Genomic DNA, 23537 nt, shown 5'->3' with positions numbered 1-23537 from the left:
CTTTGTTTGATGGAAGTTTCTGCTTTATCTAAGCACCTATACTGTACAGTAAGTTTCACGGTTGATTAGTTAAGACCGCCCCAAAGTGCAGATTATCGATAACTCTGCCTACGAACGAAACCACAGTAAAAGTGAAGAACTGGCTGGATCGATGCCTAGACATTCCTCAGAAAAAAGCGATTTTACAAAGGGTTTCATATGCTGACGATGGCATGGTCCAACGGAGCTACGTTGATTCCAATAGACTTTTCCCTGCTCAGTTCCATGACGAGTCAACTTAATTGAATTGCAGAAAACATTATAAACATTACAAGAAAAGCGAATGGCTGGTAATTTTAAGCACTGATCTGACATTAATCGTATTCGTCTGGCATATTACTCTTTCCTCACAGAATCGGTACAACAAAAAATCCTTGCTCTATTTGAGAGCTTTTATATGTGCTCTGTGACGAAATAGCCGACCTTGATTGGTTGATGGTATTACAGCAGTTAATGGGTATTTCAGGAGATGCCTTGCAGCAAATTAATAAACGATTTCGCAAAGCAAGCATGTTTCAATTACAACAGTGGATTGACAATCTGCCCTATTACATGAGGGATTACCTTTAAATTTCAGCCTGTGAAAGTTGAATTATCTATAAGTATATCTTACTTAATTAAAATGTCAAAATAAGTCAAGTGACAGAGAAAGCTCCGAAAAACTCAATAATTCACCTTTCGAAAGTTATATGTAGTGATAGGCTTTAACTCTAAACACATCATGTAGCAGACATCGACTTAATGCAGGTGCTTTTTTCGGAGCTATCCCAAGCACTTAAGTTATCAAGCTTTTTAATATTTTGAAATAGCCTTACTTTAATCCTTTGAACTTGGTATGCAACTGCAATCTTGTAAGACATGGGTAGAAGACAAGGGGACGTTTCTCTTGTCCTGCTTTGGTGCTTATGAAGACAAGGGGACGTTTCTCTTGTCCTGCTTTGGTGCTTATGATATGGTAGGATAGGGTAATTCGAATGCCAAGACAAGCACGAAAGAAGAGCAGTACAGGAATCTATCATGTTATGTTAAAAGGAATGGATGACCGAAACGTCTTTTTAGAAGAAGGCGACCGGAAAAAATTTTTGACGCAACTGCTTCAAGCACAGAAAAAAAGCGGATTTCAACTGCTGGCCTACTGTTTGATGGATAACCATATTCATCTCTTACTCGAAGAAATGGAAGACTTGGGTACAGCCATAAAACGAATCACAGTGGGTTATGTGCTGTGGCACAATCACAAGTATGGGCGAAGTGGCCATCTCTTCCAGAATCGGTACAGTAGCGAACCTGTGGAAGATGACGCTTATCTGGTTACTGTTGCCCGCTACATTCACCAAAATCCGATAAAGGCAGGAATGGTGGAAAAAGCAGAAAGCTATTCGTGGAGCAGTTACCCGCTTTACCTGGAAGCCTATAACGGAAAAAACACCCATGTGGCAACAGATAGAATCATGGGTTATTTTAAATCTAAAAAACAATTTGAAACCTTTATGAACCAACAAAGGGAAGATAAGTGCTTAGGATTTGAACCTAAAGGAAAAATGACAGATAATCAGCTGCTTAAGCAAATACAAAAAGATTATCATGTAACTCCTGGAGAGTTAAAGACAAATGAATGCAGAGAATTGATCCGTAGTCTTTATGACAATAACCACGGCAGTGTTCGTCAGTTGGCCAGGGTGTTCGGTGTTAGTAAAGGAGTAGTTGAGAGAAGCGTTAAATGAATTGGATGAATGTGGAGAGCCTGCTTAACTTGGAGTGGGACGCGAGAAACGTCCCCTTGTCCTACCCTTGTCCTAAGTAACGGAGAATGAATTGTCATTTGGATCCCTCCTGCACAAAAGTCTGATAAATCCTTTCAATAAATTGTTGGCTTTCCTCCCGGGTGCCCCCCCGAAGATGTGCCTCTGCAAACAAAACTTCCAGGGTTTCTGTTAGCGATTCCCGGTAGGCTTCATCTGCCTGAAGATTTAAATCCGGATTGATGATAACACCGCTTTTTCGATGAATCACCACCCAATTTTCCTGCTTCAGTTGCTGATATACCTTGTTGACGGTATGAAAATTGATGCCAATGTCAGCGGCTAACTGTCTGACTGAAGGCAAAGATTCTCCGGGCTTCAATTTTCTTTGCGCAATACCGGTAATGATCTGGTTCTTGATCTGTTGATATAATGGAATGTCAGATTCAAAAGCAATGGTGAGAAGCATAAGCATTTTCCTCTCTAATGATGGATATTCGCTTACAAAAACAGACTAGATTTTGTGAAAAAAATCGGCGATCCAATGCCTTTTCTTGACATTGTTCCGATAACGGTATATTGTGTTTCTGAGGTGATTTTTCATGAAATATATGAGTTCTAAAGAAGCAAGTGAAAAATGGAACATTAGCGATCGTCGGATTCGGGTGCTTTGCAATGAGGGGCGTATCGAAGGTGCTATAAAAATTGGGCGAAACTGGTCTATACCTGCTGATGCTGAAAAACCTTGGGACGCAAGGGAAACAAGCAAGAAGCATTATACTGGGCTGGAATTTGACTTCAGTTATATCGATTCACTTAGGAAAGCAATCGACGATCACAGACCTTTTTCAAAAGGACTTGCCAATTCGCTGAAGGAAAAACTCATTGTTGAGTGGACGTACCATAGTAATGCCATAGAGGGCAATACGCTGACGATGTCAGAGACCAGAGTTGTTCTTGAAGGAATTACCATTGGTGGAAAAAGCATGGTAGAACATCTGGAAGCGATGAACCACCGTGAAGCCATCCTTTTTGTTGAAGAATTAGTTTCTAATAAGGAACCACTTTCAGAGTGGAATATCAGGAATATCCATGCATTGGTCCTAAAAGAAATTGACAATACAAATGCCGGCAAATATCGGAGTGAGAATGTTGTCATTAGCGGTGCAAAACACATTCCGCCAAAGCATTATGAGATCGGAGAACTAATGCAAAAGCTTTTGGTGGAAAATCAGAATGAGTGGAAAAAAGTCCATCCTGTTGTCAGGGCGACATTGTTGCATGGCGAGTTTGTGAAAATACATCCATTCATCGATGGGAATGGGAGGACGGCAAGGTTACTTCTTAATTTTGAGCTAATGAAAAATGGCTATCCCCCCATCATCATAAAGAAGGAAGAACGAGCAAGATACTATGATGTTCTTGATTTAGCACATACAACGATGAGTTATGGGCCATTCATAGAGTTGGTTTCGGAACGTGTGGTAGAGTCTGGAAAACTCTGGCTATCTGTATTGGAATAAAGAATTTCTTTCTTCTGTGTCAAATGATAGAATAAGGAGAAACAATGCATCCAGATAAAAACAAAAATCAGGAGGAACAACATGATCACAGGCGAATTGCGAAACAAAGTGGATAAAATATGGGAAATCTTTTGGACCGGTGGCATCACCAACCCCCTGTCCGTCATCGAACAATTCACCTACCTGCTCTTTATCAAAGGACTGGACGACCGGCAGACAGAGCTGGAACAGGATGCCGAAATCCTGGGCATCGAGGCAGAACGTATTTTCGACTCCGAGCAGGAAAACTTCCGCTGGAAGAACTTCAAACAGCTTCACGCCAACGCCATGTACGAAGTGGTGTCCAAACAGGTCTTTCCCTTTATCAAAAGCATGCACGGCGACGAAAACTCCGCTTTTGCCAAATACATGGACGATGCCATTTTTATGATTCCCACACCTCAGATGCTGGAAAAGATCGTCACCAATATAGACACCCTTCCCCTGGAAGACCGGGATGCCAACGGCGATCTTTATGAATACCTGCTGACCAAACTGTCCACTGCCGGCACCAACGGCCAGTTTCGAACGCCGCGGCATATCATCCGCATGATGGTGGCCCTCACTCAACCCACCCCCACCGACGTCATCATCGACCCCGCCGCCGGTTCCGCTGGATTCCTGGTGGCCGCCGGTGAATATCTGCAAGATCATCACGAAGAACTTTTCGCCAACAAAGAACTGAAGGAACATTACAGCAAAACCATGTTCAACGGTAACGATATGGATCGAACCATGCTGCGCATTGGCGCCATGAACATGGTGCTCCACGGCGTGGAAAACCCCAACATCGAATACCGAGATTCCTTGGCGGAAGTCAACAAGGACAAAGACCGCTACACCTTGGTGCTGGCGAATCCGCCCTTTAAAGGCTCTTTGGATTACGAGAGCGTCTCCGCTGAGCTGCTGAAAATCACCAAAACCAAAAAGACAGAGATTCTTTTCCTGTCCCTGTTTTTGCGTATCCTGAAAAAAGGCGGCCGCTGCGCCTCCATCGTACCAGATGGCGTTCTCTTCGGCAGTTCCACCGCCCATAAAGGCATCCGAAAAGAAATCGTCGAAAACCATCAGCTGCAAGCCGTCATCTCCATGCCCAGCGGCGTGTTCAAGCCCTACGCCGGCGTATCCACCGCCATTTTGATCTTCACCAAAACCGGCTCCGGCGGCACGGACAAAGTCTGGTTTTACGACATGAAAGCCGACGGATTCTCTTTGGATGACAAGCGCCAGCCCATCGAAACCAATGACATCCCGGATATTATCCAGCGCTACCATAACAGAGAGAACGAAACAGATCGAAAGCGAACCGAAGCCTCCTTCCTGGTAGATAAAGAAGAAATTGCCGGCAATGAGTACGACCTTTCCATAAACCGTTACAAGGAAGTGGAGTATGAAGAAGTGGAATACGAAGCTCCGAAGGTGATTATTGAAAAGATCAGAACCCTGGAACAGCAGATTCTTGATGGCTTGGATGACATTGAGAGGATGGTGTAGGGGTGGAATATGAAATCAAAGAAATTGGTCAAATAGCAAAGATTATTACTGGAAATACTCCATCAAAAAAAGTTGAAAGCTACTATCATCCCCCTAATATTGCATTCATTAAACCGAGCGACTTGAACAATTGTGGAATAACAAATTTGGCATACGGAGATGAATGGTTATCTGAACAAGGCTCAAAAGTTGCAAGAGTAGTAGATAGCGGTGCGGTACTAGTAACTTGTATAGGAACAATAGGAAAAGTTGGAGTAGCATTAAGAGACATATCTTTTAATCAGCAGATAAACGCAATAATTCCAAATGAAGATATTGCTATGTCAAGATATATTGCATATGCGATATTGTTTAGAAAGAATCTATTAATAGAAATGGCAAATGCACCAGTTGTTCCAATAATCAATAAGTCCACTTTTTCAAAATTCAAAATTCCCTTGCCGCCCCTCCAAACCCAACAAAAAATAGTCGAAGTGCTGGACAAAGCCCAGACTTTGATTGATCAGCGAAAAGAACAGATTGAACTGATGGACGACCTGATTCAGTCAACGTTTTATGAGATGTTTGGAGATCCAGTGGTGAATGAGAAGGGATGGCCTAATGGAAAGATCAATGATTTGACAGTTAGAACTCAATATGGGACAAGTAAAAAAGCATCCGAAGAAAAAGGTCAGTTTCCAATTCTGAGAATGAATAATATTACTTATAAAGGTGATTGGGATTTTTCGAGCATGAAATATGTCGACTTGGATGAAAAAGAGCAATCGAAATATTTAGTTCAAAAAGGCGAACTGTTATTTAATAGAACTAACAGTAAAGAATTAGTTGGAAAAACAGCGGTGTATCGGGAAGAAAATTCGATAGCTTACGCCGGATACCTTATCAAGTTAATTGTGAAGCCAAATGCCAACAGTGAATATATCTCTGCATACTTAAATTCAAAACATGGAAAGATGGTTTTACTTAACATGGCAAAAAATATCGTTGGAATGGCAAACATCAATGCAGAAGAACTTAAAAAGATTAATATCTTAATACCCCCAATCGACCTCCAAAACCAATTCGCCGATATTGTTCAACAAATCGTAGCCCAAAAACAACTCATGCTAGAATCACTCATCGAAATGGAGAACAACTACAGCAGTCTGATGCAGCGGGCATTTAAAGGAGAATTAGTATAAAAACATCGTTATTCTATTTTCAGAAACTCCTTGATTTGATGATCTGGGACAGTATTTACAGGTTTTGTGAGCGTAATTGGGAGAGGTGTTTTTTCCTCAGCTTTCTCAAGTGCACAAATGAATGTGTTTCCTTCATGCTTATTTCTGATTTCAATCGTCTTTAATATGCTTTTTGTAGCCATGGTTTCACCTCGGTATATTTTCTTTGCGACCCTTTGCGTCCTTAGCGGTTAACAGTTTTTCGTCTTTTGATTTTTGCTTTCAATGTACCAATAACTTTATTATAGGTTGCAACGAAAATCAATACTATTTCTGACGATACATATGTTACAATAGAACCGTTAAGTAGTTAGCATGAGTTAAAAATACGGCGGAATATTGCGTGCCTAAATTTTCTTTAGGAATAGCATGTGCACTGAGCCTAATTATAAGTCTTTAAGGTTTTACTTTGCTTTTCTACCCGTTCTGGCACAGGCTAATCCCTAACCAACTAACCCCTAACCACTAAATTTTCTGCCCCGAGAGGAGTGAACCCATGCCCGGCAACTTCCACTTTCTCGAAAAAGAAGAAAAATACAAAAGCTTCACTTCTGCCTGCATCGAGGCGGAAAAAAGCCTGATGGTTTCCTACGCCACCACCGCTATTCTTACCCGAAGAGCGCTGGAACTGGCCATCAAATGGGTCTATAGCTTCGACGAAGCCCTCAAGGTTCCCTACGACGAAAAACTGGGTGCCTTAATCCACGACTATCAGTTTAAAAGCACCATCGACAGCCAGTTGTTTCCCTTGCTGATATACATACAAAAGCTGGGCAATAAAGCCGTTCACTCCGCCTCCCCCATCAGCCGGGAGCAGGCAGTGCATGCCCTGAAAAATCTATTCGAGTTTACCAGTTGGATCGACTACTGCTATTCCGAAGAATACCAGGAAGTTCATTTTGATGAAAGCATCCTGAGTGATGAAGCCCAGGAAAGCAAAACCCTGCAGGAGCTTCAAACACTGCAGCAGCGGCTGGGCAAGCAGGACCGAAAGCTGGAAGAAATCATAGCCGAGAACCAACGGCTGCGAAAAGAAAACACGGAAAAACGCCACATCAACCGACAGCAGCGAACCTTCCAAGTGGATGAAATCTCCGAATTTCATACTCGTAAGCTCTACATCGATCTGGAGCTGGAACTCTGCGGCTGGACCTTCGGCAAAAACTGTCTGGAAGAGGTGGAAGTCCTCGGCATGCCCAACGCCAGCGGCATCGGCTACATCGATTACGTCCTCTACGGCGACGACGGAAAACCCCTGGCCGTGGTGGAAGCAAAGAAAACCAGTGTGGACCCGAAGATCGGTCAGGTTCAGGCGGAACGCTACGCCGACTGTCTGGAAAAGCAGTATGGGTTTCGACCGCTGATTTTTTACACCAACGGATTCGACTATTACCTGTGGGACGACCGCAGCTATCCGGAGCGCCTTGTCTCCGGTCTCTATACCAAGGAAGAACTGCTCTGGACCCTATACAAGCGGGATCACCGCCAATCCTTGGAAAACCCTCTCATTAACGAACAAATCACCAACCGGCCCTATCAGAAAATGGCCATTGGAGCTACCTGCGATGCCCTGGACAGAGGCAACCGGAAAGCCCTGTTGGTCATGGCCACCGGATCTGGAAAAACCAGAACCGCCATCTCTTTGGTGGAAGTGTTACTGAACCGGGGCTGGATCAAGAACGCCCTTTTTCTGGCAGACCGAAGGTCCCTGGTGAAGCAGGCCAAAGGCAGCTTCCATAACCATCTGCCGGAGCTTTCCCTGTGCAATCTGTTAGACAGCAAAGACAATCCGGAAAGCCGCATGGTTTTTTCCACCTATCCCACCATGATGAACGCCATCGACGACGTCAAAAACAGCGCCGGAGACAAGCTCTACACCCGGGGTCATTTTGACCTGATCATTATTGATGAAAGCCATCGCAGCATCTACAAAAAATACCAGGCCATCTTCTCTTATTTCGACGCCATTCTCCTGGGCCTGACGGCCACCCCCCGAAACGATCTGGATAAAAACACCTATGAAATTTTTGAATTGGAAAATAACGTCCCCACCTACGCCTACGAACTGGATGAAGCCATCAACGACAATTATCTGGTGCCTTACCATACCATCGAAACCAAAATGAAGTTCATGGAAGAGGGCATCCACTACGACGAACTACCGGAGGATGAAAAAGAACTCTTTGAAGAAACCTTCGACGACGACGTTCGGGATATCAGCAGCGAAGAACTGAACGCCTTTCTCTTCAATAACAGCACCATCGATCTGGTACTGCGGGAGCTGATGGAAAAAGGGCTGAAGGTGGAGGGCGGCGATAAACTGGGGAAAACCATCATCTTCGCCAAGAATAAAAAACACGCCGATTTCATCGTAAAGCGGTTTAACCTCCTGTACCCGGAATACAGGGGCGAATTCACCAAGCCTGTCTATACCGGGATTAACTATGTAGTCAGCACCATGGAGCACTTTGAAACGAAAGAAAAACTCCCTCAGATTGCCGTTTCTGTGGATATGCTGGACACCGGCATCGATATTCCGGAAATTCTCAACCTGGTGTTTTTCAAGAAGGTCCGTTCCAAAACCAAGTTCTGGCAGATGATTGGCCGGGGCACCCGACTTTGCGAAAACCTGCTGGGCGCCGGCATCGATAAAAAAGAGTTTCGCATCTTCGATTACTGCAGCAATTTCGAGTTTTTCCGGATAGAAAAAAACGGCAAAGAAGTGAAAATGACCGTCAGCCTGACGGAAAAACTTTTCAATATCAAGCTGAACATTATCCATGAACTGCAAAACCTAAACTATCAGAGGAAAGACTACGAAGCCCTTCGGGAAAAGCTCATCGAAGAAATCCTGGAAGACGTGCTGAAAATCGACGAAAAGAAATTCAGCGCCCGAATGAAGTTAAAATACATTCACCGATTTAACCGGAGAGAAGCCTACGAAAACCTCAGCGAAGAAAACCTGCGAGAGCTGAAGGAACACATAGCGCCCTTGATCCCTGCCTTGGAAGAGGAGGAAATGGCCAAGCGATTTGACTTCCTCATGTACACCATCGAATACGCAGAACTGGCAGGAATGGAAGCCTCCAAGCCTAAGCGAAAAGTCATCACCACAGCAGAAAAACTGGCAGGAAAAGGCACCATAGCACGGGTGCGCCAGCAGTCCGACCTTATCGGCCGGGTCCAGACCCAGGAATTCTGGGATCAGGCGGATTTAATGGACTACGAACAGGTGCGGGAAGCCTTCCGGGAACTGGTGCGCTATATTGAAGACACCTCAAAACAGATCTACTACACCAATTTCACCGATGAAGTGTTGGAAACCAAAGAGAACAAAGGTGAATTCAAAATCAACAACATGGAAAACTACCGGAAGAAAGTCAGTCAGTATCTGGTGGAAAACCAGGACGACTTGGTGGTATACAAGCTGCGGCATAACAAAGAACTGGGAATGGAAGACATCAAGCATTTGGAGAAAGTGCTCTGGCATGATCTGGGCACCGAAGAAGACTACCGGAAGGAATTTGGCGACGAACCCCTGCTGAAGCTGGCCGGCACCATCGTCGGCCTGGACCCCAAAGCCGCCAATGAAGCCTTCTCCGAATTCCTCGCCGATGAAAACCTGAACCAAAACCAGCAGGAATTCGTGAAGCTCATCGTCAACTACATCATCCAAAACGGCAGCCTGGATAAAAAGGTGTTGAACGAGCATCCTTTCAATAAATCAGGGAACGTGACGAAGCTCTTTGACCAGAAGATTGATACGGCGAAGAAGATTATTCATGTGATTGATCGGTTGAATGGTAGGTTGAGTGTGTGAGTAGTTTCCTGAAGCCAATAAGAAAATAGATAGAGGACAACTGTCTTGAAGGTAGATGAAAGACTGAAAACCTTTGTATTTACGTCGCTATATAGCAATATACTGCACAAAAGACTGAGTCAGGTTAGATGGATTACTGGAAGACTGAATCACAACGGATTTATATTGTTTCAGAAAGAAGTCGATATTACTGAACCAAAGGTCGCAAATCCTTTTTGAAATAGGCGGGAAAACGAACTAGTGGCGGGAATAAGACGTTAGACGAAATCTCAAACTACGAATACATTATACATTAAGTAGTGTTTATAGCATATAGGAATATAATAGTGTAATGTTTGGAATCAATGTTTGTTATTCAATCAATTAAAGAACAGGGGTGTTCGATTGAGAGAAAATTTGAAAGAGCTTATAAAAAATACAATAGTTTTTCAGTTCAGTTTACCATGTAATAAGAATTGTATTACTAGCACTTGTCACACAACATTGAAAGATTATTGCTATCAAAGTATTAATGATGAAAATCTAGTTGACATTATTTACAATGCAATTATAGATTACTCGTTCGAAGAAGAGTTTATAGAAAAAGAGGATTTAAGTGTACTACATACAAAAGCATTAATGACAAAGTTACGCTATGATCATAATGCTAATGAAACAGTTCAGAAAAAATATGGTTTTTATGGGGAAGTCTTATTACATGCAATACTAAGAGCAAAGTTTAAAACGGATGTATTTATATCGAGAGGTTATTTTTATAGTCCACTCGAAAACTCAGAGGCAAAAGGTTACGATTCTTACCACATGATTCAAAATGCTAACAAACTTCAGCTTTGGTTTGGTGAAGCCAAATTTTACGAAAGTTATAGAACGGCTATTAAAAGCGTTATGAAAAGTATTGAAAAAGCAATATCTGACGATTATTTCAACAAGAATATTCTTGCTATTGTAAATTACAAGGACAGGATAAACCCTACAGAAAAACTAATATCAGAGGTTATAGAATCTTGGGAGTCTAATCCATATATAAATCTTGCGGATGAGGTTAAAAAGTATAATGTTGAATTAGTTTATCCCGTTCTCATAACGTATGAAAAACTTAAGTCAGGCTATGAAGCATCTATAGCTTCTGTGGTAGAGTATATTAATACTGAATTTGCGCAATTAGACTTTAATCTTTCATTTCCATATAAGATATTTTTTATGTTGTTACCTATTGATGAAGTCGGGAAAATAAAACTCGAGGTGATAGAATGCATAAAATCAAAGAAGCAACTAGTGTAATTAGTGATCTGGCATTATACAAAAATAAAGAACTTGAACCATTCGAATTAATTAAATCGGTCTGTGATTTTTATGATAAAGTCAAAAGTTCTGAACTGAATTCTGCTGATTTAAGGTTTTTAAGATACTTATCCAGCATAATAGGCATACCGCATTACTATGAATTATTAAGTAAGTTTAATTCGAAGGACTTTGATAATGAAGATTATGATTTAGGAACGTTATCAAGCATAATATTTGAGAGCACTCTACATACTGATGATGAAATAATGCTTCACAAATATCAAAAGCAAGTTATTGATCAATTCAATAAGGAGACGTCAAATAGATACTTCTTGTCTGCCAGCACATCATTTGGAAAAACATATTTGATTTTTGAAATTATTAAACGATTGGATTACCAAAATGTTGTACTAGTATTTCCAACTATAGCGCTATTAACTGAGAATTTGGAGCGAATATACTCTGACGAACGATATTCGAATTTCAAAAATGAATACAAAATTCACACATTAAGTGAAACCGAAAAATCTAATTCTAAGAACATATTCATTTATACTCCTGAAAGGTTCTTATCTTACTTAGATATAACTAAGGACAAAGACTTCGATTTTGTTTTTGTGGATGAAATTTATAAGATGGATAATGATTACTTGATTGACGAGACTACTAAAGAGAATGAACGTGATACAGCTTATAGAATTGCGTTACATTATATTCTAAAGTTTAGCAAAGATATTTTGTTAGCTGGTCCATATATCGAGTTTTCGAGCAAAAAAAAATCTAATTACAACTCGTCGTTCGACAATTTTATTAAGAGAAATGACTTTACAGTCTTAAATTATAATAATTATGAGATTGTAAATAAAGTATCTCAAACTATAGCAAAGAAGAAGAGGTATGAACTTGATGGATTAACCTTTGAATTTGATAGCAAGAATAAAAAAGACAGATTCAAAAAAGTTGTAGAAACAATAATGATCAATAATGAAAATTGTATAGTATATTGTTCAACTAAGTTAAGGACTGAAAATTATGCCAAGTTATTACTTGATGATGATTATTATCATGAGAAAATAGAAATGACTGATTTGGTCAAAAACTTCATTAATCATCTTGAAAATGAGTATAGTAGTGAATGGGTAGTAATTAGAGCAATCAAAAAAGGTATAGGTATACATCATGGATTAGTACCAAAGTATATTCAAAAAGAAATCACTGACCTATTTAATGATCGTTACTTAAATGTTCTAATCTCAACTACTACAATCACTGAGGGGGTAAATACCTCAGCTAAGAATTTAATCGTGTTGAGTGAACGAAAAGGTACAAAAATGCTCAAAAAGTTTGATGCTAAGAACATATCAGGAAGAGCTGGTCGTTTCAACCATCATTACAAAGGTAGAGTAATTGTTCTGCAAAATACATTTGAGAAAGTTTTAGAAAGCGATGAAGAAGGCATTAAACATAAAAACTATGATGAAAATGTAGACAAAGACGACGTAGATTTACTATATACTGATAGTGAATACCTGAGTGACAATGATAAAATCAGACTCAAAGAGCTAAGAATAGAAATCGAAAAAAGAAAATTACCACAATATGTTTTTGATACTTTTAAAATTATTAGTCCGATTGACAAGATTAGAATTTATGATATTGTCAAAGCTTTGCCACCAAATGAGTATAAGATGATTAAATCCGTGGTAAGTCAAATTTACTTTAGTATGTCTTATGACTTTGATGATTTTCAGTTAATACTCAATATAATTCGACCTATTGTTAAAAATCGTACTCTCGAGTTTTTAATTGATTATAAAGTAGAGACTAAAAAAACAAAGAAGGAGTATTCAGTGTTAACTTATGCGATTAGTATGTATCTACAAGATGGCTTCAAGGGATCCTTAAAGTATAACTTAGGAAGAAAAAATACATTTGATGAAGCTATGCGAGAAACTACTCAATTTGTCTACAATACTTTGAAGTATCAAGTTGTAAAGTATTTAGGGGTTTTCAACTTAATTTACATACATATTGAATCAGAGAAAACTGGAAAGTCAAATGATGACATAGTTGGTATTACATTATTATTAAAGAAATTGGAGCATAATGCACTAACTGATGAAGGTAAACTTGCTAGCGATTATGGAGTTCCGCCAAAAGTAATCGACTATTTTGAAAGTGAAGATAGCTCTAAAGAAATCAGAAAAACTTTTGATGATTATGAGCACAAAATGTTTGATCGTGTAGTCAAAATTATGGATAAGTAGTTTGAAACATCGTCTAACAGCGTGTTCCCAACATAGTAGGAAAGAGGTAGGATTGCCACGTCGTAAACACGCGAAACGTTTGATCCGGGACGGGGGCAACTCGTCCTTAATGGATTTATAGTTGAGGCGAAAAAGATTTTATTGTGAAAAGAGACGGGACGGGAGAAACGTCCTCTTGTATTACTCTTGCCCTTGTCCTAGTCCTGAATTCATGCATTCCCTTCGCCCATGGAGCAGTTGAAAAAGATCTCTGGCTTTGGTGATGCAAAAGGCGAAAAATATGGAGAAGACATTCTTTAAATAATGGAGAATTATCAAAAATTAGTGCTATTGGGGGAACACTACCCATGTAGCACAAAAGAACCGTCCTCTAGTGCTTTTGATCAAAAATAAAAACCCAAAAATAACGCTCTTTGGATCTAATAGGTGGTGGATGGAAAATGACTTTTAAACCAGAGTATCAGAAATATAAACAAATAAGATTAAGCGATGGTCAATTTATTGGTGTACAAACTTATTTCAGTTTTAATGTATACATAGCTTATGAAGAAATTGAAAGTTGCTATGATTGCCAGATAGAAAAATTTAGAGATTTAATTTGTAAAGCAGCAATCATTGAGAACTTTACTCAAGAGGATTATAGACAGTTAAGGGATGCTGATCTAGAAATAATTGCTAGTGAGATTTTGGAGAAAAGGAAATCGACTGAAAGCTCTGAAGACAGTGTGTTCACTGATATTTTTCTTGAAATGGATAAAGAAATGAAAGAAATAAGAGAATCAGTAGCGCGATCTTTTAGACCTTTACAAAAAAAGATAGCTGAAGTAATAAAACCATTTCAAGAGTTAAGTATAAGCATCCGAGTATTATATGCTCCTATAGTATCTCAAATCCAAACAATGACAACACAATGGGCGGAAACCGTCAATAATTTTCTCGAAGAACGTAGAGAGTATCTAGATGCAAAAGAGAAAGCCTCACTAATTGCATCAAAATATGACTGGTTTATTGCGTATGATTTTTATGTGAACAAAGAATTTTTTGAAAAACTGGTTGAATTAGATGAAGCTATATCTGATAGTAAAGAAATAGATACCTTATTTACAGAATATTATGGAGTGGATATACGAAAACAAATCATAAGTGATCTAATAGATATGGTGGTTACCAATGAATATAAGGAGATACTTAATGAAATAGGGTGTGGTTATGATCAGAAGTTATTTTATCTTGTAATTCCAGCGCTATTTGCTTTAATTGAAGGGATGATAGCGAGAGGATTTAAGCATAAAGGACGCATGAATGGAGGGCAGTTAAAGGAATACATCAATGAATTACTAGATGGAGATGAAACAGAGTCTCTGCAAGAAATAATCAATAAACGGATGCTTGTTAGCTTCGAACATGGGAAAGAAGTCGATTCGCCTATTAGTCGACATGCAATCCTTCACGGTGGAGATACAAAGTTTGGGACTGAAGCTGTGGCTTTGCGTTTGCTTCTAATATTCTACAATTTAGCCTTTGCTATTGGTTTGAGAGATGTAATGAAAGAGTCATAATAGATCTAACTGAGGTCGAAAAGGCGGGTGGTTTCGTGGACGGTAAATGGAAATATGTAAGAGATACTCAGCAGTACTCAATTAATATTTGGATTTTAAAAGACTTAAAGGCACCGGGCAATTCAAAAGTACTGTATGGTTGCGTTGCGCCTATAGAGGGCAAGGTGCCTCTTGAAAAATGGTTTAGTTCTAGGATAGATCACCATAAGAAAATAGATATTGCTATAGAGAAATTGAGTTGTTTTATTTTTGGTAAAGATACAACAAGTTTTATTGACATGCTTGAAAAAAGCAAAACATTTAAAGAAATATCTACAAAATTAGGCTTAAGTAATCCGCATGAATATTTTGATGAATTACTTTTTTTAGCGGAAGATTATAAATATAGGCCTCCTGTCTTCTTAGAAACACGGGAGGCTACTAGGTATTACAGGGATGGATTACGGCCCATGTCTACATTGGCAGTCAATCCATGTGTTTGTGAATCATTGTCTAATATCAATAAGTTTAAAGGACAAGGGGGCGTTTCTCTCGTCCTTATTTCACCATCATGAACACGAGCAGGCAGGAAGATTCGAATACCAAGAAAAGCACGAAAGAATAGCACCACAGGAGTTTATGTAACATGTTAATGAATTCGGAAAATTTTTGAGCCACGAAACCTGGAGAGTAAAGAAGGTGATCTGTCTTCTTTATAAGCCAAAACATAGGGGGCCGTTTAGCTTTGCGTGGGAGTGTTTACGGAATATTATCAGGACATACATAAAAAGGAGTGCTTCAGGATGCCGATGTAAGGACAAGGGGACGTTTCTCTCGTCCTTATTTCACCATCATGAACACGAACAGGCAGGAAGATTCGAATACCAAGACAAGCACGAAAGAATAGCACCGCAGGAGTTTATGTAACATGTTAATGAATTCGGAAAATTTTTGAGCCACGAAACCTGGAGACTAAAGAAGGTGACCTGTCGTCTTTATAAGCCAAAACATAGGAGAATGTTTAGCTTTGCGTGGGAGTGTTTACGGAATATTATCAGGACATACATAAAAAGGAGTGCTTCAGGATGCCGATGCAAGTTGTTGTGATTTTTATTATTGTTGTTATTGCCTTTCTAGCCATTTCGGCTAAAAAGGGTCGTCGCACTTATACCAAGGATGGATCCAGCACCGGCTATGGCGGTGCTGCTGACGAAGTTCTACAAAAAGAAACCAAACTACCCTACCGGGTATCGGATAGTGTTCTGACGGATGCAGAAAAATCATTCTATCACACGTTAAAGCTCTTTGTAGGTGATCGAGCGGTTATATGTCCAAAAGTTGGGCTTAAGGATATCTTTTTTATTTCAAAGGAAGCAGGCAAGAAATACATGAAGTATTTTGGCAAGATCGCCCAAAAGCATGTCGATTTTGTTCTTTGTGACCCGACAACAATGAAACCATTTTGTGCCATTGAACTGGATGATATCAGCCATACAAGTAAGAAGAGCTATGAACGAGATCAGTTTATCGAAAAGCTGTATAAAGATGCTGGACTTGAACTGATTCGTTTGTCTTCAAAATCAGGATATACGGCGAATGAAATCGAGACGGCGTTAATGGGTGTGTTCGATGAAAAAGCTGAACTTGCAAATGAACCGGTCACAATAGGTGCTAAAGATAATGACGAAATTCCTCTTTGCCCGAAGTGCGATGTACCGATGGTGATGAGAACAGCCTCTAAAGGTAAAAATGAGGGTAATTCATTTTGGGGATGCGCGAACTTTCCTAAATGCAGGGAGACTGTTAGTGGCAGCGAGTGATTGGTTGTATATGGGATAAAGCTTTTCCTAAACATTTATCGCGTGGCAATGCTGGGTGTGTGAACAGGAGGAGTCAGTTTTCGCGCTTCCCTCTAAACAAATAAGCGACAAAAATTTCCTTTAAGAAAACTATTTGCAATGAGGAAAAGAGTGCCATTAGCAACTTTGCTTTAAGAAACGATAAAAGGACGTGTTTTCATGATTATGCTTAATGACATACTTCGTCTATCGGAGGCAGATTTGAAGCAGACTAAAATCCGCTTCGAACACGAGGGGACGGTTCCTTTGTGTTTGCCTGCCCTCTGATTCATGCTAAGATGAACAAGAGGTGATCATTTTGCCAAGAAAAGAGCGAAAGAAAAGCCGTACAGGAATATACCATGTCATGTTAAGAGGAATCAACGGCCAAATCATATTTGAAGATCGTGAGGATTCCATCAAACTATTAGAGACGATAAAAAGCTACAGAGACGAAAGCGGTTACGAAATCTACGGGTATTGTCTTATGAATAACCATATCCACTTATTAATCAAAGAGGGGCGAGAAGAACTGGGCACTGTCTTTCGAAGAATCGGCGCAAAATACGTCTACTGGTATAACCGGAAATACAGCCGAAGAGGGCACCTGTTTCAGGACCGGTATAAAAGCGAAGTGATCGAAGACGACGGATACTTATTGACCGTGCTGCGATACATCCATCAAAACCCCCTTAAGGCAGGCATTGTCAAAAACATCGAACAATATCCATGGAGCAGCTACAAGGAGTACATAAGTAAAAAAGACATTTGTGAAACAGAGTTTCCATTACGTGTTTTTTCGAAGGACAGTAAAAAAGCCATATCATTATTTAAAAGCTATCATGCAAAAGAGAATAATGATCATTGCTTGGACTATGAAGATTCATTCAGGGTTAATGACCTGGAAGCGGCAGAAATAATAAAAAAGACAGCAAACATTGACAACACCAGTAAAGTTCAAAACTTCGATAAGGAGAATAGAAACAAACTAATAAAGGATTTCAAAAAAAAGGGGCTATCCATAAGACATAAGACAGATAGAAAGATTGACGGGAAGCAGCTTTGGTGTGATAAGAAAGCTATGAACATGCACAAAAGAACCGTCCCCGAGTGTCTCTTAATAAAGTAATTTCATCCAGGTGTTTTGAGTTGTGGTACTTACTACATTTTCGGTATACAACAGCATACATTTCCAATACACGCCAAATTGAAAAAGAACTATCCAAAGAACTGGGTGAAGACTACCAAAAGAACAAGAGTTATTTTAATGTGGTTTTAGCTAATCAGCCTCAAGCAATCAGTAACGCAACGAATTTATCGGAGTATCATCAGCAAAATGGGACCAGCAAATACTCAGAAGATCATAACCCATACACAGAAATGCATCTAATTGTAAAATACTTGAATGAGCTGAATTGTTAAACAGGACAAGGGGACGTTTCTCTTGTCCTGTTATAGCATTCAGATCTGGTTCATGAACAGGACAAAGATGCCGCCAACATAGTCCGCCGCTTTTCAGCACATTATCATACGGCCAATAAATATTTTAAAATACTCAATTTTAGAAGCAATGGCTGTGTGGATGAAAAAGTGAAGGATCATGGCCTTAAAATGAAACAGTTGCAAAGGAGGCATAAGCTATGGTAGAAGGATCAACCAGCAAAAAAACAGAAGCAATAACAGAAGCAATAACGGAAGCAATAACGGAAGCAATAACGGAAGCAACAACGGAAGCAACAGAAACAATCAAATCTTCCTTTGCGCCCATTTCCAATGAGGATACGACTATTTTAATACTAGGCAGCATGCCAGGAGACAAATCCATTGAACTTGGGGAGTATTATGGACATCCCAGAAATCGATTCTGGAAAATCATAGCCACCATTACAGACAATGAATTGCCCTTAACCTATTCAGAAAAGAAAGCAATGTTGTGGAAAGAATCCATTGGCCTTTGGGACGTTGCTCATAAAGCAAAAAGAAAGGGAAGCCTTGACAGTGCTATAAAAGACGATGAACCCAACGATTTAGAGAGCTTTATGGCAGAACACAGCCACTTAAAAGCAATCGGTTTTAATGGGAAGAAGGCGGAATCCCTCTACGACAAGTATTTTGATCGAAAAAGCGGAATTAAATATGTTTCCTTGCCAAGCTCAAGTCCAGCCAATGCAGGAATTGATTTTGAAAGCATTTGCAATAAATGGCGGCATATTTTAATCGAATAATTAATGTATAATGAACAGATCAGCCGTGTGGGGTATTTCATTTGAATATGATGGCTTGATAGGGAGGGAAGGACCTGATGAGTTATGTAACCATTGATCAAAGGAATGTGGATCAGGAGCATATTTGCTGTGCTTTTTCTGATAAAAAGTGTGCTGAAAGCTACGAATTAAAAAAGCAGTGGCTCAAAAATGAGTTTGAAAAAGGATTTGTTTTCCGAAGACTTAATGAACGGGCAAAAGTGTTTATTGAATACGGGCCGGCAGAAAAAGCCTGGATGCCTGTGACGGCTCCGAACTATTTCCTGTTAGGCTGTTTTTGGGTTTCGGGAAAATACAAAGGGAAAGGCCACGGGAAAGCCTTGCTTCAAGATGCCATTGCTGACGCAAAAAAGCAAGGAAAAGATGGGCTGGTTACGGTTGTGGGTATAAAAAAATATCATTTTATGAGTGATACAAAATGGTTGCTGAAGCAAGGATTTATCCAATGTGACACCACGCCAGCTGGCTTTTCTTTATTATACCTAGGATTCCATGACGAAGCTTCGGTGCCTTACTTTAATGAAATGGCAATTGATTATCTTAGGGTATCCTGCTGATGGCTTTTTAAGCTCTGATCGCCATAAAACGGAGAGAAAACCCCTCGAGGAGATGGTTATGCATGAAAGATATAGAGGATAACCATTGATGGAAAGGAACATGAAAATGACCGCAGTACCAGAACGGAATGAGATAGAAATAGGGATGACTGTTTGGGTGGTTCAAAAGCAGGATCAGCGTAGCGGAAACCTGACAGAAGGAGTGGTCAAAAAAATCCTGACGAATGCAGCCTTCCATCCTCATGGGATTAAGGTGATGTTGGAGAGTGGAGTGGTTGGAAGGGTAAAGGAAATTAAGAGATAGCATCAGTGGTTTTTTCAACAGGTGAAGAGCGTTTTCTTCCTTTTGGAGAAGCTTGTCTTACATTAACGGAAGAAGGAGGAGAATGAGTGACTTATCTTGTAGAGTTTGTAACTAGTTTGATTCAAAGAAACAATGCAGGCATTTTTGCATATTTGGGCATGAACATCTTAATGGTCATGTTTTTTTTCAGTGGTGGGTTTTCGGAACCCCAGGGAATGTTGTTGGGGTTATTTATTTACATATTGTCTATGGCTGTAGCGCTGTCTCCAATAGGGGAGTGGATACTAAGACTTCAAACTGGATGCAGAAAAATCACTCATCCAGAATTGAAAAACAGACTCTTGCCACTCTTTAATGAAGTTCACAGAAAGGCAAAAACACTAAATCCAAACCTGCCCGACGATATACAATTATTTATTGCAGACGATGCGGCGCCGAATGCGTTTGCCACAGGCAGAAAAACGGTTTGTCTTACCAAAGGATTTCTTCAGTTTTCAGATGAGGAGATTAAGGGCGTGTTTGCCCATGAGCTGGGACATTTATCCAATAAAGATACAGATTTAATATTGACGATTACAGTTGGAAACTTTATTATTACGGGGATATTTTTATTTATTAGGATTATTGCCAATGTGGTTGGATTTATGGCTGTGATTTCGAGTCGAAGTTTCATGGGTAATATCAGTGCCATATTGTCTACTGTTGTAGCCAACGTGGTGTTGGTGGGCCTTATGTGGTTTTGGACAAAGCTGGGGATTCTTTTGGTGATGCATTCCAGTAGAAACAATGAATTTCAGGCAGATGAATTTGCTCATCGATGTGGTTATGGTGCCAGTCTTGTGGGGGCACTCTCTAATCTAGGACCACAAAATGCTACTGGACTATGGGCAAATCTTGCATCGAGTCATCCACATATGGATGATCGAATGGAACGGTTACAACAAATAAACGATGCATCCATTAGAGATGAAGCATCCATCGAAACACATCGGTTTTTATGCCAGTGTGGTCAGAAACTCAAACCCGAAGCAATATTTTGCAAGAACTGTGGCGCCGAGGCAGAAGGGTTACAGAAGCAAAATGTTGTTGAAACACAGAGCCTAGATACAACGATACAATGCGACTGTGGAAGACTTGCTGAAGAAGGAATGAAGTTTTGTTGTGGATGTGGAAAAAATATAGAGCAACTTTTTCATTGTTAAGATAAAGAGCAGGAGCAACTAGAGGCGTCATACTAGATACGTTCATTCTCCTTATTTAGAAAGAGAAACATAAGATTCATATACAAGGAATGAATAATGGAAATGGAAATGGAAATGGAGGAATGCACATGTTCTGTAGTCAATGCGGAAAAAAAATAGAGAAAGACAGTCGGTTTTGTGAATTTTGTGGATCGTCAGTACAGGCAAAAACAAGAGATAGATCGATGGAGGCCAAAGCATCTTCAAAAGAGAAACGTAAACTCGAGGAATCGTCCTCCGAAGACACTGGACCAAATCGTAAGATCATCCCCATCTTGCTAAGTGTTATTATTGTAGCAGTAACCGTTAGTTTTCTGTTTTTTGGCAACAACGATGAAGGAGAAGAACTGAAAGAGAGCTTTACTGCAGAGCAAAGGGTGATGGAGGAAGAGGGACTGGAAGCATCGAATCCAGAAAAAGTGGAAGCGGATGAAGGAGTCGAAACAGAAGAAAACGAGGGAATCCAAAGGGAAGAAAATAAAGATCACAAAACGGATGAAAAGTCTGAAATAGAGGTTGAAGCTCAGATTGAACCCACTAAGCTATCCTTAAGTTATGATGAACATCGTGCCCTCAATGTTTTTTTTAGTAACTTTGCCGAAGTGTTTCTTCTGCCATTTGAAGCGGGTGAAATTCACGACAGCGAACTGCTACGGTTTGGTTTTTTTCACAACTATGTTAATAATACCAGCAGACTGAATTATAAAGGCTATGAAGCATATGTTCATGAAGAGCATGTGTTGGAGAGTATCGAAAAATACTTTGGGACCCATAGGCCGCTAGAAAACCTGGACCGGGGGCAAATACCGATGGAATATCGAGACGGTTACTATTTCTACCCAGCAGCAGATGGTGAAACCCCTCCTTTTGCCCAATTGGTTGAAATATATGATCACCATGATGGTACCTATCAAGCCGTTTTCGATATTTATGAAGCCTTGTCTTTGGATGTATTTAGTTATGAACCAAAGTCACACTGGTCGGAGGAAGTGAAGACGAATACACAGTTTGTAAGAAGAATGGAATCGCAGATTAGGAGAAAAGGGGAGCGTTTTATTTTACTATCTTATGAAGAACAAGAATGAAGAAAGGTCTCACGAAAAGGATCTGGAAAGCATCATGAAGATAGAAGGGATCTTTACTGTAAAAAGATAATTTACTAGGGAACCATTTAAAACATAGGTACAACAAACGGAAAATGGAATAGGATATACTGATGGGAGGAGAGGTGAGGAATGAAAAGAATTTTTGTAGATGCGGACGGATGTCCGGTGGTAAAAATAGCCGTAAATCTGGCAAAAGAATTTCAGGTACGGATCATACTGGTGAAAAACCATGCCCATGTCCTTCAGGACGAATACGCAGAAGTGGTTACGGTGGATACTAGCAGCGACAGTGCCGACTTTTATATCGTCAATCACCTTGCCAAGGGAGACCTTGTTATTACCCAAGATCAGGGCCTTGCCGCCATGTGTTTAGGCAGGGGAGCCATTCCCATTAATCAAAATGGTTTGGTAATGGATGATTCTAATATTGATGGCATGCTTTCCAGCAGGCATATCAACCGAAAACTGAGGAATAAAGGAATCTATACATCCAAGGTAAAGAAACGAGACAAAGACCAGAATCAGGATTTTGAAAGAGCACTGCGACGCCTGTTGAAGGAGTAATCCACAAGGAAACGCATCAAGGATATATCAAAGAGCTTGGCCAAAGGCCTGTCTTTGATTGGCTAAGGGGTATTGATTAAAGCTTCTCACTGATGCTAAGCATCCTTTCTGAGTTCTCCTGCATCCGCTGAAGATGATTGCCAGAATAAGTTATTTCATAATTATAGATTCCGATAGGATTTCTTGAACTCCCTCGATTAAACAAGGGAAACTCTGTGGATACCTGAAACAGGAATTCCTCAAAATCCGAATCGGCAAACCAATCCTCATAGCGATCATATTCTTCAGTGGGAAAAGCGGTTAACAGGTTGTTCATGGACTGTTGAATGTTATCAAGAGTCAATGTCAGCTTTTCCTGAGATTTCTGATCCATTACGGAGGAAAGACTAATCAGCTGTTTCAAGTGTTGGACATCATCACGTAAGTTGGCAGCATGTTGAAGTTGATGATTTTGATGAAGATGATGCAAAGAAGTTGCCACTTTCTGATATTGATAAACAGCAGTTTGATGATGGCTGTTAGATAGTTCAATATACTGATGTGTTATCACAAAAGAATAGACCAACAAAATGACTACGAGAAAAAAACCTCTCGCTCTGTAGAGTTTTGTATCTTTGGTTAGCTGAAAAAGCACAATCAAGATAATGAAAGCAATGCCAAAGTGGAAGAATAAGTTCAAAAACAATGTAGGTCCCCC

21 protein-coding genes are annotated in these 23537 nt (G+C 40.0%); 19 read left to right on the top strand and 2 right to left on the bottom strand.

The window, feature by feature from the left end; all coding sequences use genetic code 11:
- Nucleotides 1–438 precede the first annotated feature (438 nt).
- Together ACZ47N_RS06505 and ACZ47N_RS06500 are read left to right on the top strand one after the other, a co-directional pair.
- On the top strand, nt 439–609 hold the full coding sequence (locus ACZ47N_RS06505; protein ID WP_464888320.1) for a hypothetical protein: 171 nt from the start codon (nt 439–441) through the stop codon (nt 607–609).
- Between the two features lie 404 nt (nt 610–1013).
- Entirely contained in the window at nt 1014–1763 is a 750-nt protein-coding gene (locus tag ACZ47N_RS06500; protein ID WP_464888319.1) for a transposase, read from the top strand.
- Between the two features lie 94 nt (nt 1764–1857).
- Here ACZ47N_RS06500 and ACZ47N_RS06495 read toward each other — a convergent pair whose 3' ends face one another.
- Nucleotides 1858–2250 (bottom strand): GntR family transcriptional regulator, encoded by a 393-nt coding sequence (locus tag ACZ47N_RS06495; protein ID WP_464888318.1) that lies wholly within the window; start codon nt 2248–2250, stop codon nt 1858–1860.
- A 133-nt stretch (nt 2251–2383) separates the two neighbouring features.
- Here ACZ47N_RS06495 and ACZ47N_RS06490 point away from each other — a divergent pair, with 133 nt between their 5' ends.
- The 17 genes from ACZ47N_RS06490 to ACZ47N_RS06410 all read left to right on the top strand — a co-directional run bounded on the left by ACZ47N_RS06490 (nt 2384) and on the right by ACZ47N_RS06410 (nt 22840).
- Nucleotides 2384–3304, top strand: a complete 921-nt coding sequence (locus tag ACZ47N_RS06490) for a Fic family protein (RefSeq protein ID WP_464888317.1) — start codon at nt 2384–2386, stop codon at nt 3302–3304.
- Nucleotides 3305–3385: 81 nt separating this feature from the next.
- Complete coding sequence (locus ACZ47N_RS06485; RefSeq protein ID WP_464888316.1) at nt 3386–4837, top strand: type I restriction-modification system subunit M; 1452 nt, start codon at nt 3386–3388, stop codon at nt 4835–4837.
- A 2-nt stretch (nt 4838–4839) separates the two neighbouring features.
- The gene (locus ACZ47N_RS06480) at nt 4840–6018 is read left to right on the top strand and encodes a restriction endonuclease subunit S (protein WP_464888315.1); all 1179 of its coding nucleotides are present in this window, start codon (nt 4840–4842) and stop codon (nt 6016–6018) included.
- A gap of 535 nt (nt 6019–6553) precedes the next feature.
- Nucleotides 6554–9877 carry a DEAD/DEAH box helicase family protein gene (locus ACZ47N_RS06475; RefSeq protein WP_464888314.1) on the top strand — a complete coding sequence of 1108 codons (3324 nt, stop codon included), beginning with the start codon at nt 6554–6556 and terminating at the stop codon, nt 9875–9877.
- 384 nt (nt 9878–10261) lie between these two features.
- Entirely contained in the window at nt 10262–11158 is an 897-nt protein-coding gene (locus ACZ47N_RS06470) for a HamA C-terminal domain-containing protein (RefSeq protein WP_464888313.1), read from the top strand.
- Nucleotides 11128–13428, top strand: coding sequence for a DEAD/DEAH box helicase family protein (locus ACZ47N_RS06465; protein ID WP_464888312.1), 2301 nt, complete (start codon nt 11128–11130; stop codon nt 13426–13428). The genes ACZ47N_RS06470 and ACZ47N_RS06465 overlap by 31 nt, the downstream gene beginning before the upstream one ends.
- 440 nt (nt 13429–13868) lie before the next feature.
- Nucleotides 13869–14987: a hypothetical protein gene (locus tag ACZ47N_RS06460; protein WP_464888311.1), complete on the top strand. Its 1119-nt coding sequence runs from the start codon at nt 13869–13871 to the stop codon at nt 14985–14987.
- Nucleotides 14988–15022: 35 nt separating this feature from the next.
- On the top strand, nt 15023–15541 hold the full coding sequence (locus ACZ47N_RS06455) for a hypothetical protein (RefSeq protein WP_464888310.1): 519 nt from the start codon (nt 15023–15025) through the stop codon (nt 15539–15541).
- Nucleotides 15542–16051: 510 nt separating this feature from the next.
- A complete protein-coding gene (locus tag ACZ47N_RS06450; RefSeq protein WP_464888309.1) occupies nt 16052–16786 on the top strand; it encodes a DUF2726 domain-containing protein in 735 nt (244 codons plus the stop codon).
- Between the two features lie 337 nt (nt 16787–17123).
- A complete protein-coding gene (locus tag ACZ47N_RS06445) occupies nt 17124–17933 on the top strand; it encodes a transposase (RefSeq protein ID WP_464888308.1) in 810 nt (269 codons plus the stop codon).
- Complete coding sequence (locus ACZ47N_RS06440; protein WP_464888307.1) at nt 17915–18226, top strand: RloB domain-containing protein; 312 nt, start codon at nt 17915–17917, stop codon at nt 18224–18226. The genes ACZ47N_RS06445 and ACZ47N_RS06440 overlap by 19 nt, the downstream gene beginning before the upstream one ends.
- Before the next feature lie 218 nt (nt 18227–18444).
- Complete coding sequence (locus ACZ47N_RS06435; protein WP_464888306.1) at nt 18445–19029, top strand: DNA-deoxyinosine glycosylase; 585 nt, start codon at nt 18445–18447, stop codon at nt 19027–19029.
- Nucleotides 19030–19106: 77 nt separating this feature from the next.
- Nucleotides 19107–19625, top strand: a complete 519-nt coding sequence (locus ACZ47N_RS06430) for a GNAT family N-acetyltransferase (protein ID WP_464888305.1) — start codon at nt 19107–19109, stop codon at nt 19623–19625.
- Between the two features lie 88 nt (nt 19626–19713).
- Nucleotides 19714–19929: a YwbE family protein gene (locus ACZ47N_RS06425; protein ID WP_464888304.1), complete on the top strand. Its 216-nt coding sequence runs from the start codon at nt 19714–19716 to the stop codon at nt 19927–19929.
- Nucleotides 19930–20015: 86 nt separating this feature from the next.
- Nucleotides 20016–21131 (top strand): M48 family metalloprotease, encoded by a 1116-nt coding sequence (locus tag ACZ47N_RS06420; RefSeq protein ID WP_464888303.1) that lies wholly within the window; start codon nt 20016–20018, stop codon nt 21129–21131.
- 128 nt (nt 21132–21259) lie between these two features.
- The gene (locus ACZ47N_RS06415) at nt 21260–22255 is read left to right on the top strand and encodes a zinc-ribbon domain-containing protein (protein ID WP_464888302.1); all 996 of its coding nucleotides are present in this window, start codon (nt 21260–21262) and stop codon (nt 22253–22255) included.
- A 150-nt stretch (nt 22256–22405) separates the two neighbouring features.
- Nucleotides 22406–22840, top strand: coding sequence for a YaiI/YqxD family protein (locus tag ACZ47N_RS06410; protein WP_464888301.1), 435 nt, complete (start codon nt 22406–22408; stop codon nt 22838–22840).
- A 76-nt stretch (nt 22841–22916) separates the two neighbouring features.
- Here ACZ47N_RS06410 and ACZ47N_RS06405 read toward each other — a convergent pair whose 3' ends face one another.
- Nucleotides 22917–23525 (bottom strand): hypothetical protein, encoded by a 609-nt coding sequence (locus ACZ47N_RS06405; RefSeq protein ID WP_464888300.1) that lies wholly within the window; start codon nt 23523–23525, stop codon nt 22917–22919.
- Nucleotides 23526–23537: the final 12 nt, after the last annotated feature.

The organism is Tindallia texcoconensis (genome assembly GCF_055383815.1).
The sequence above is the reverse complement of the archived record's forward strand: the minus strand, read 5'-3'. Positions and strand labels throughout refer to the sequence as shown.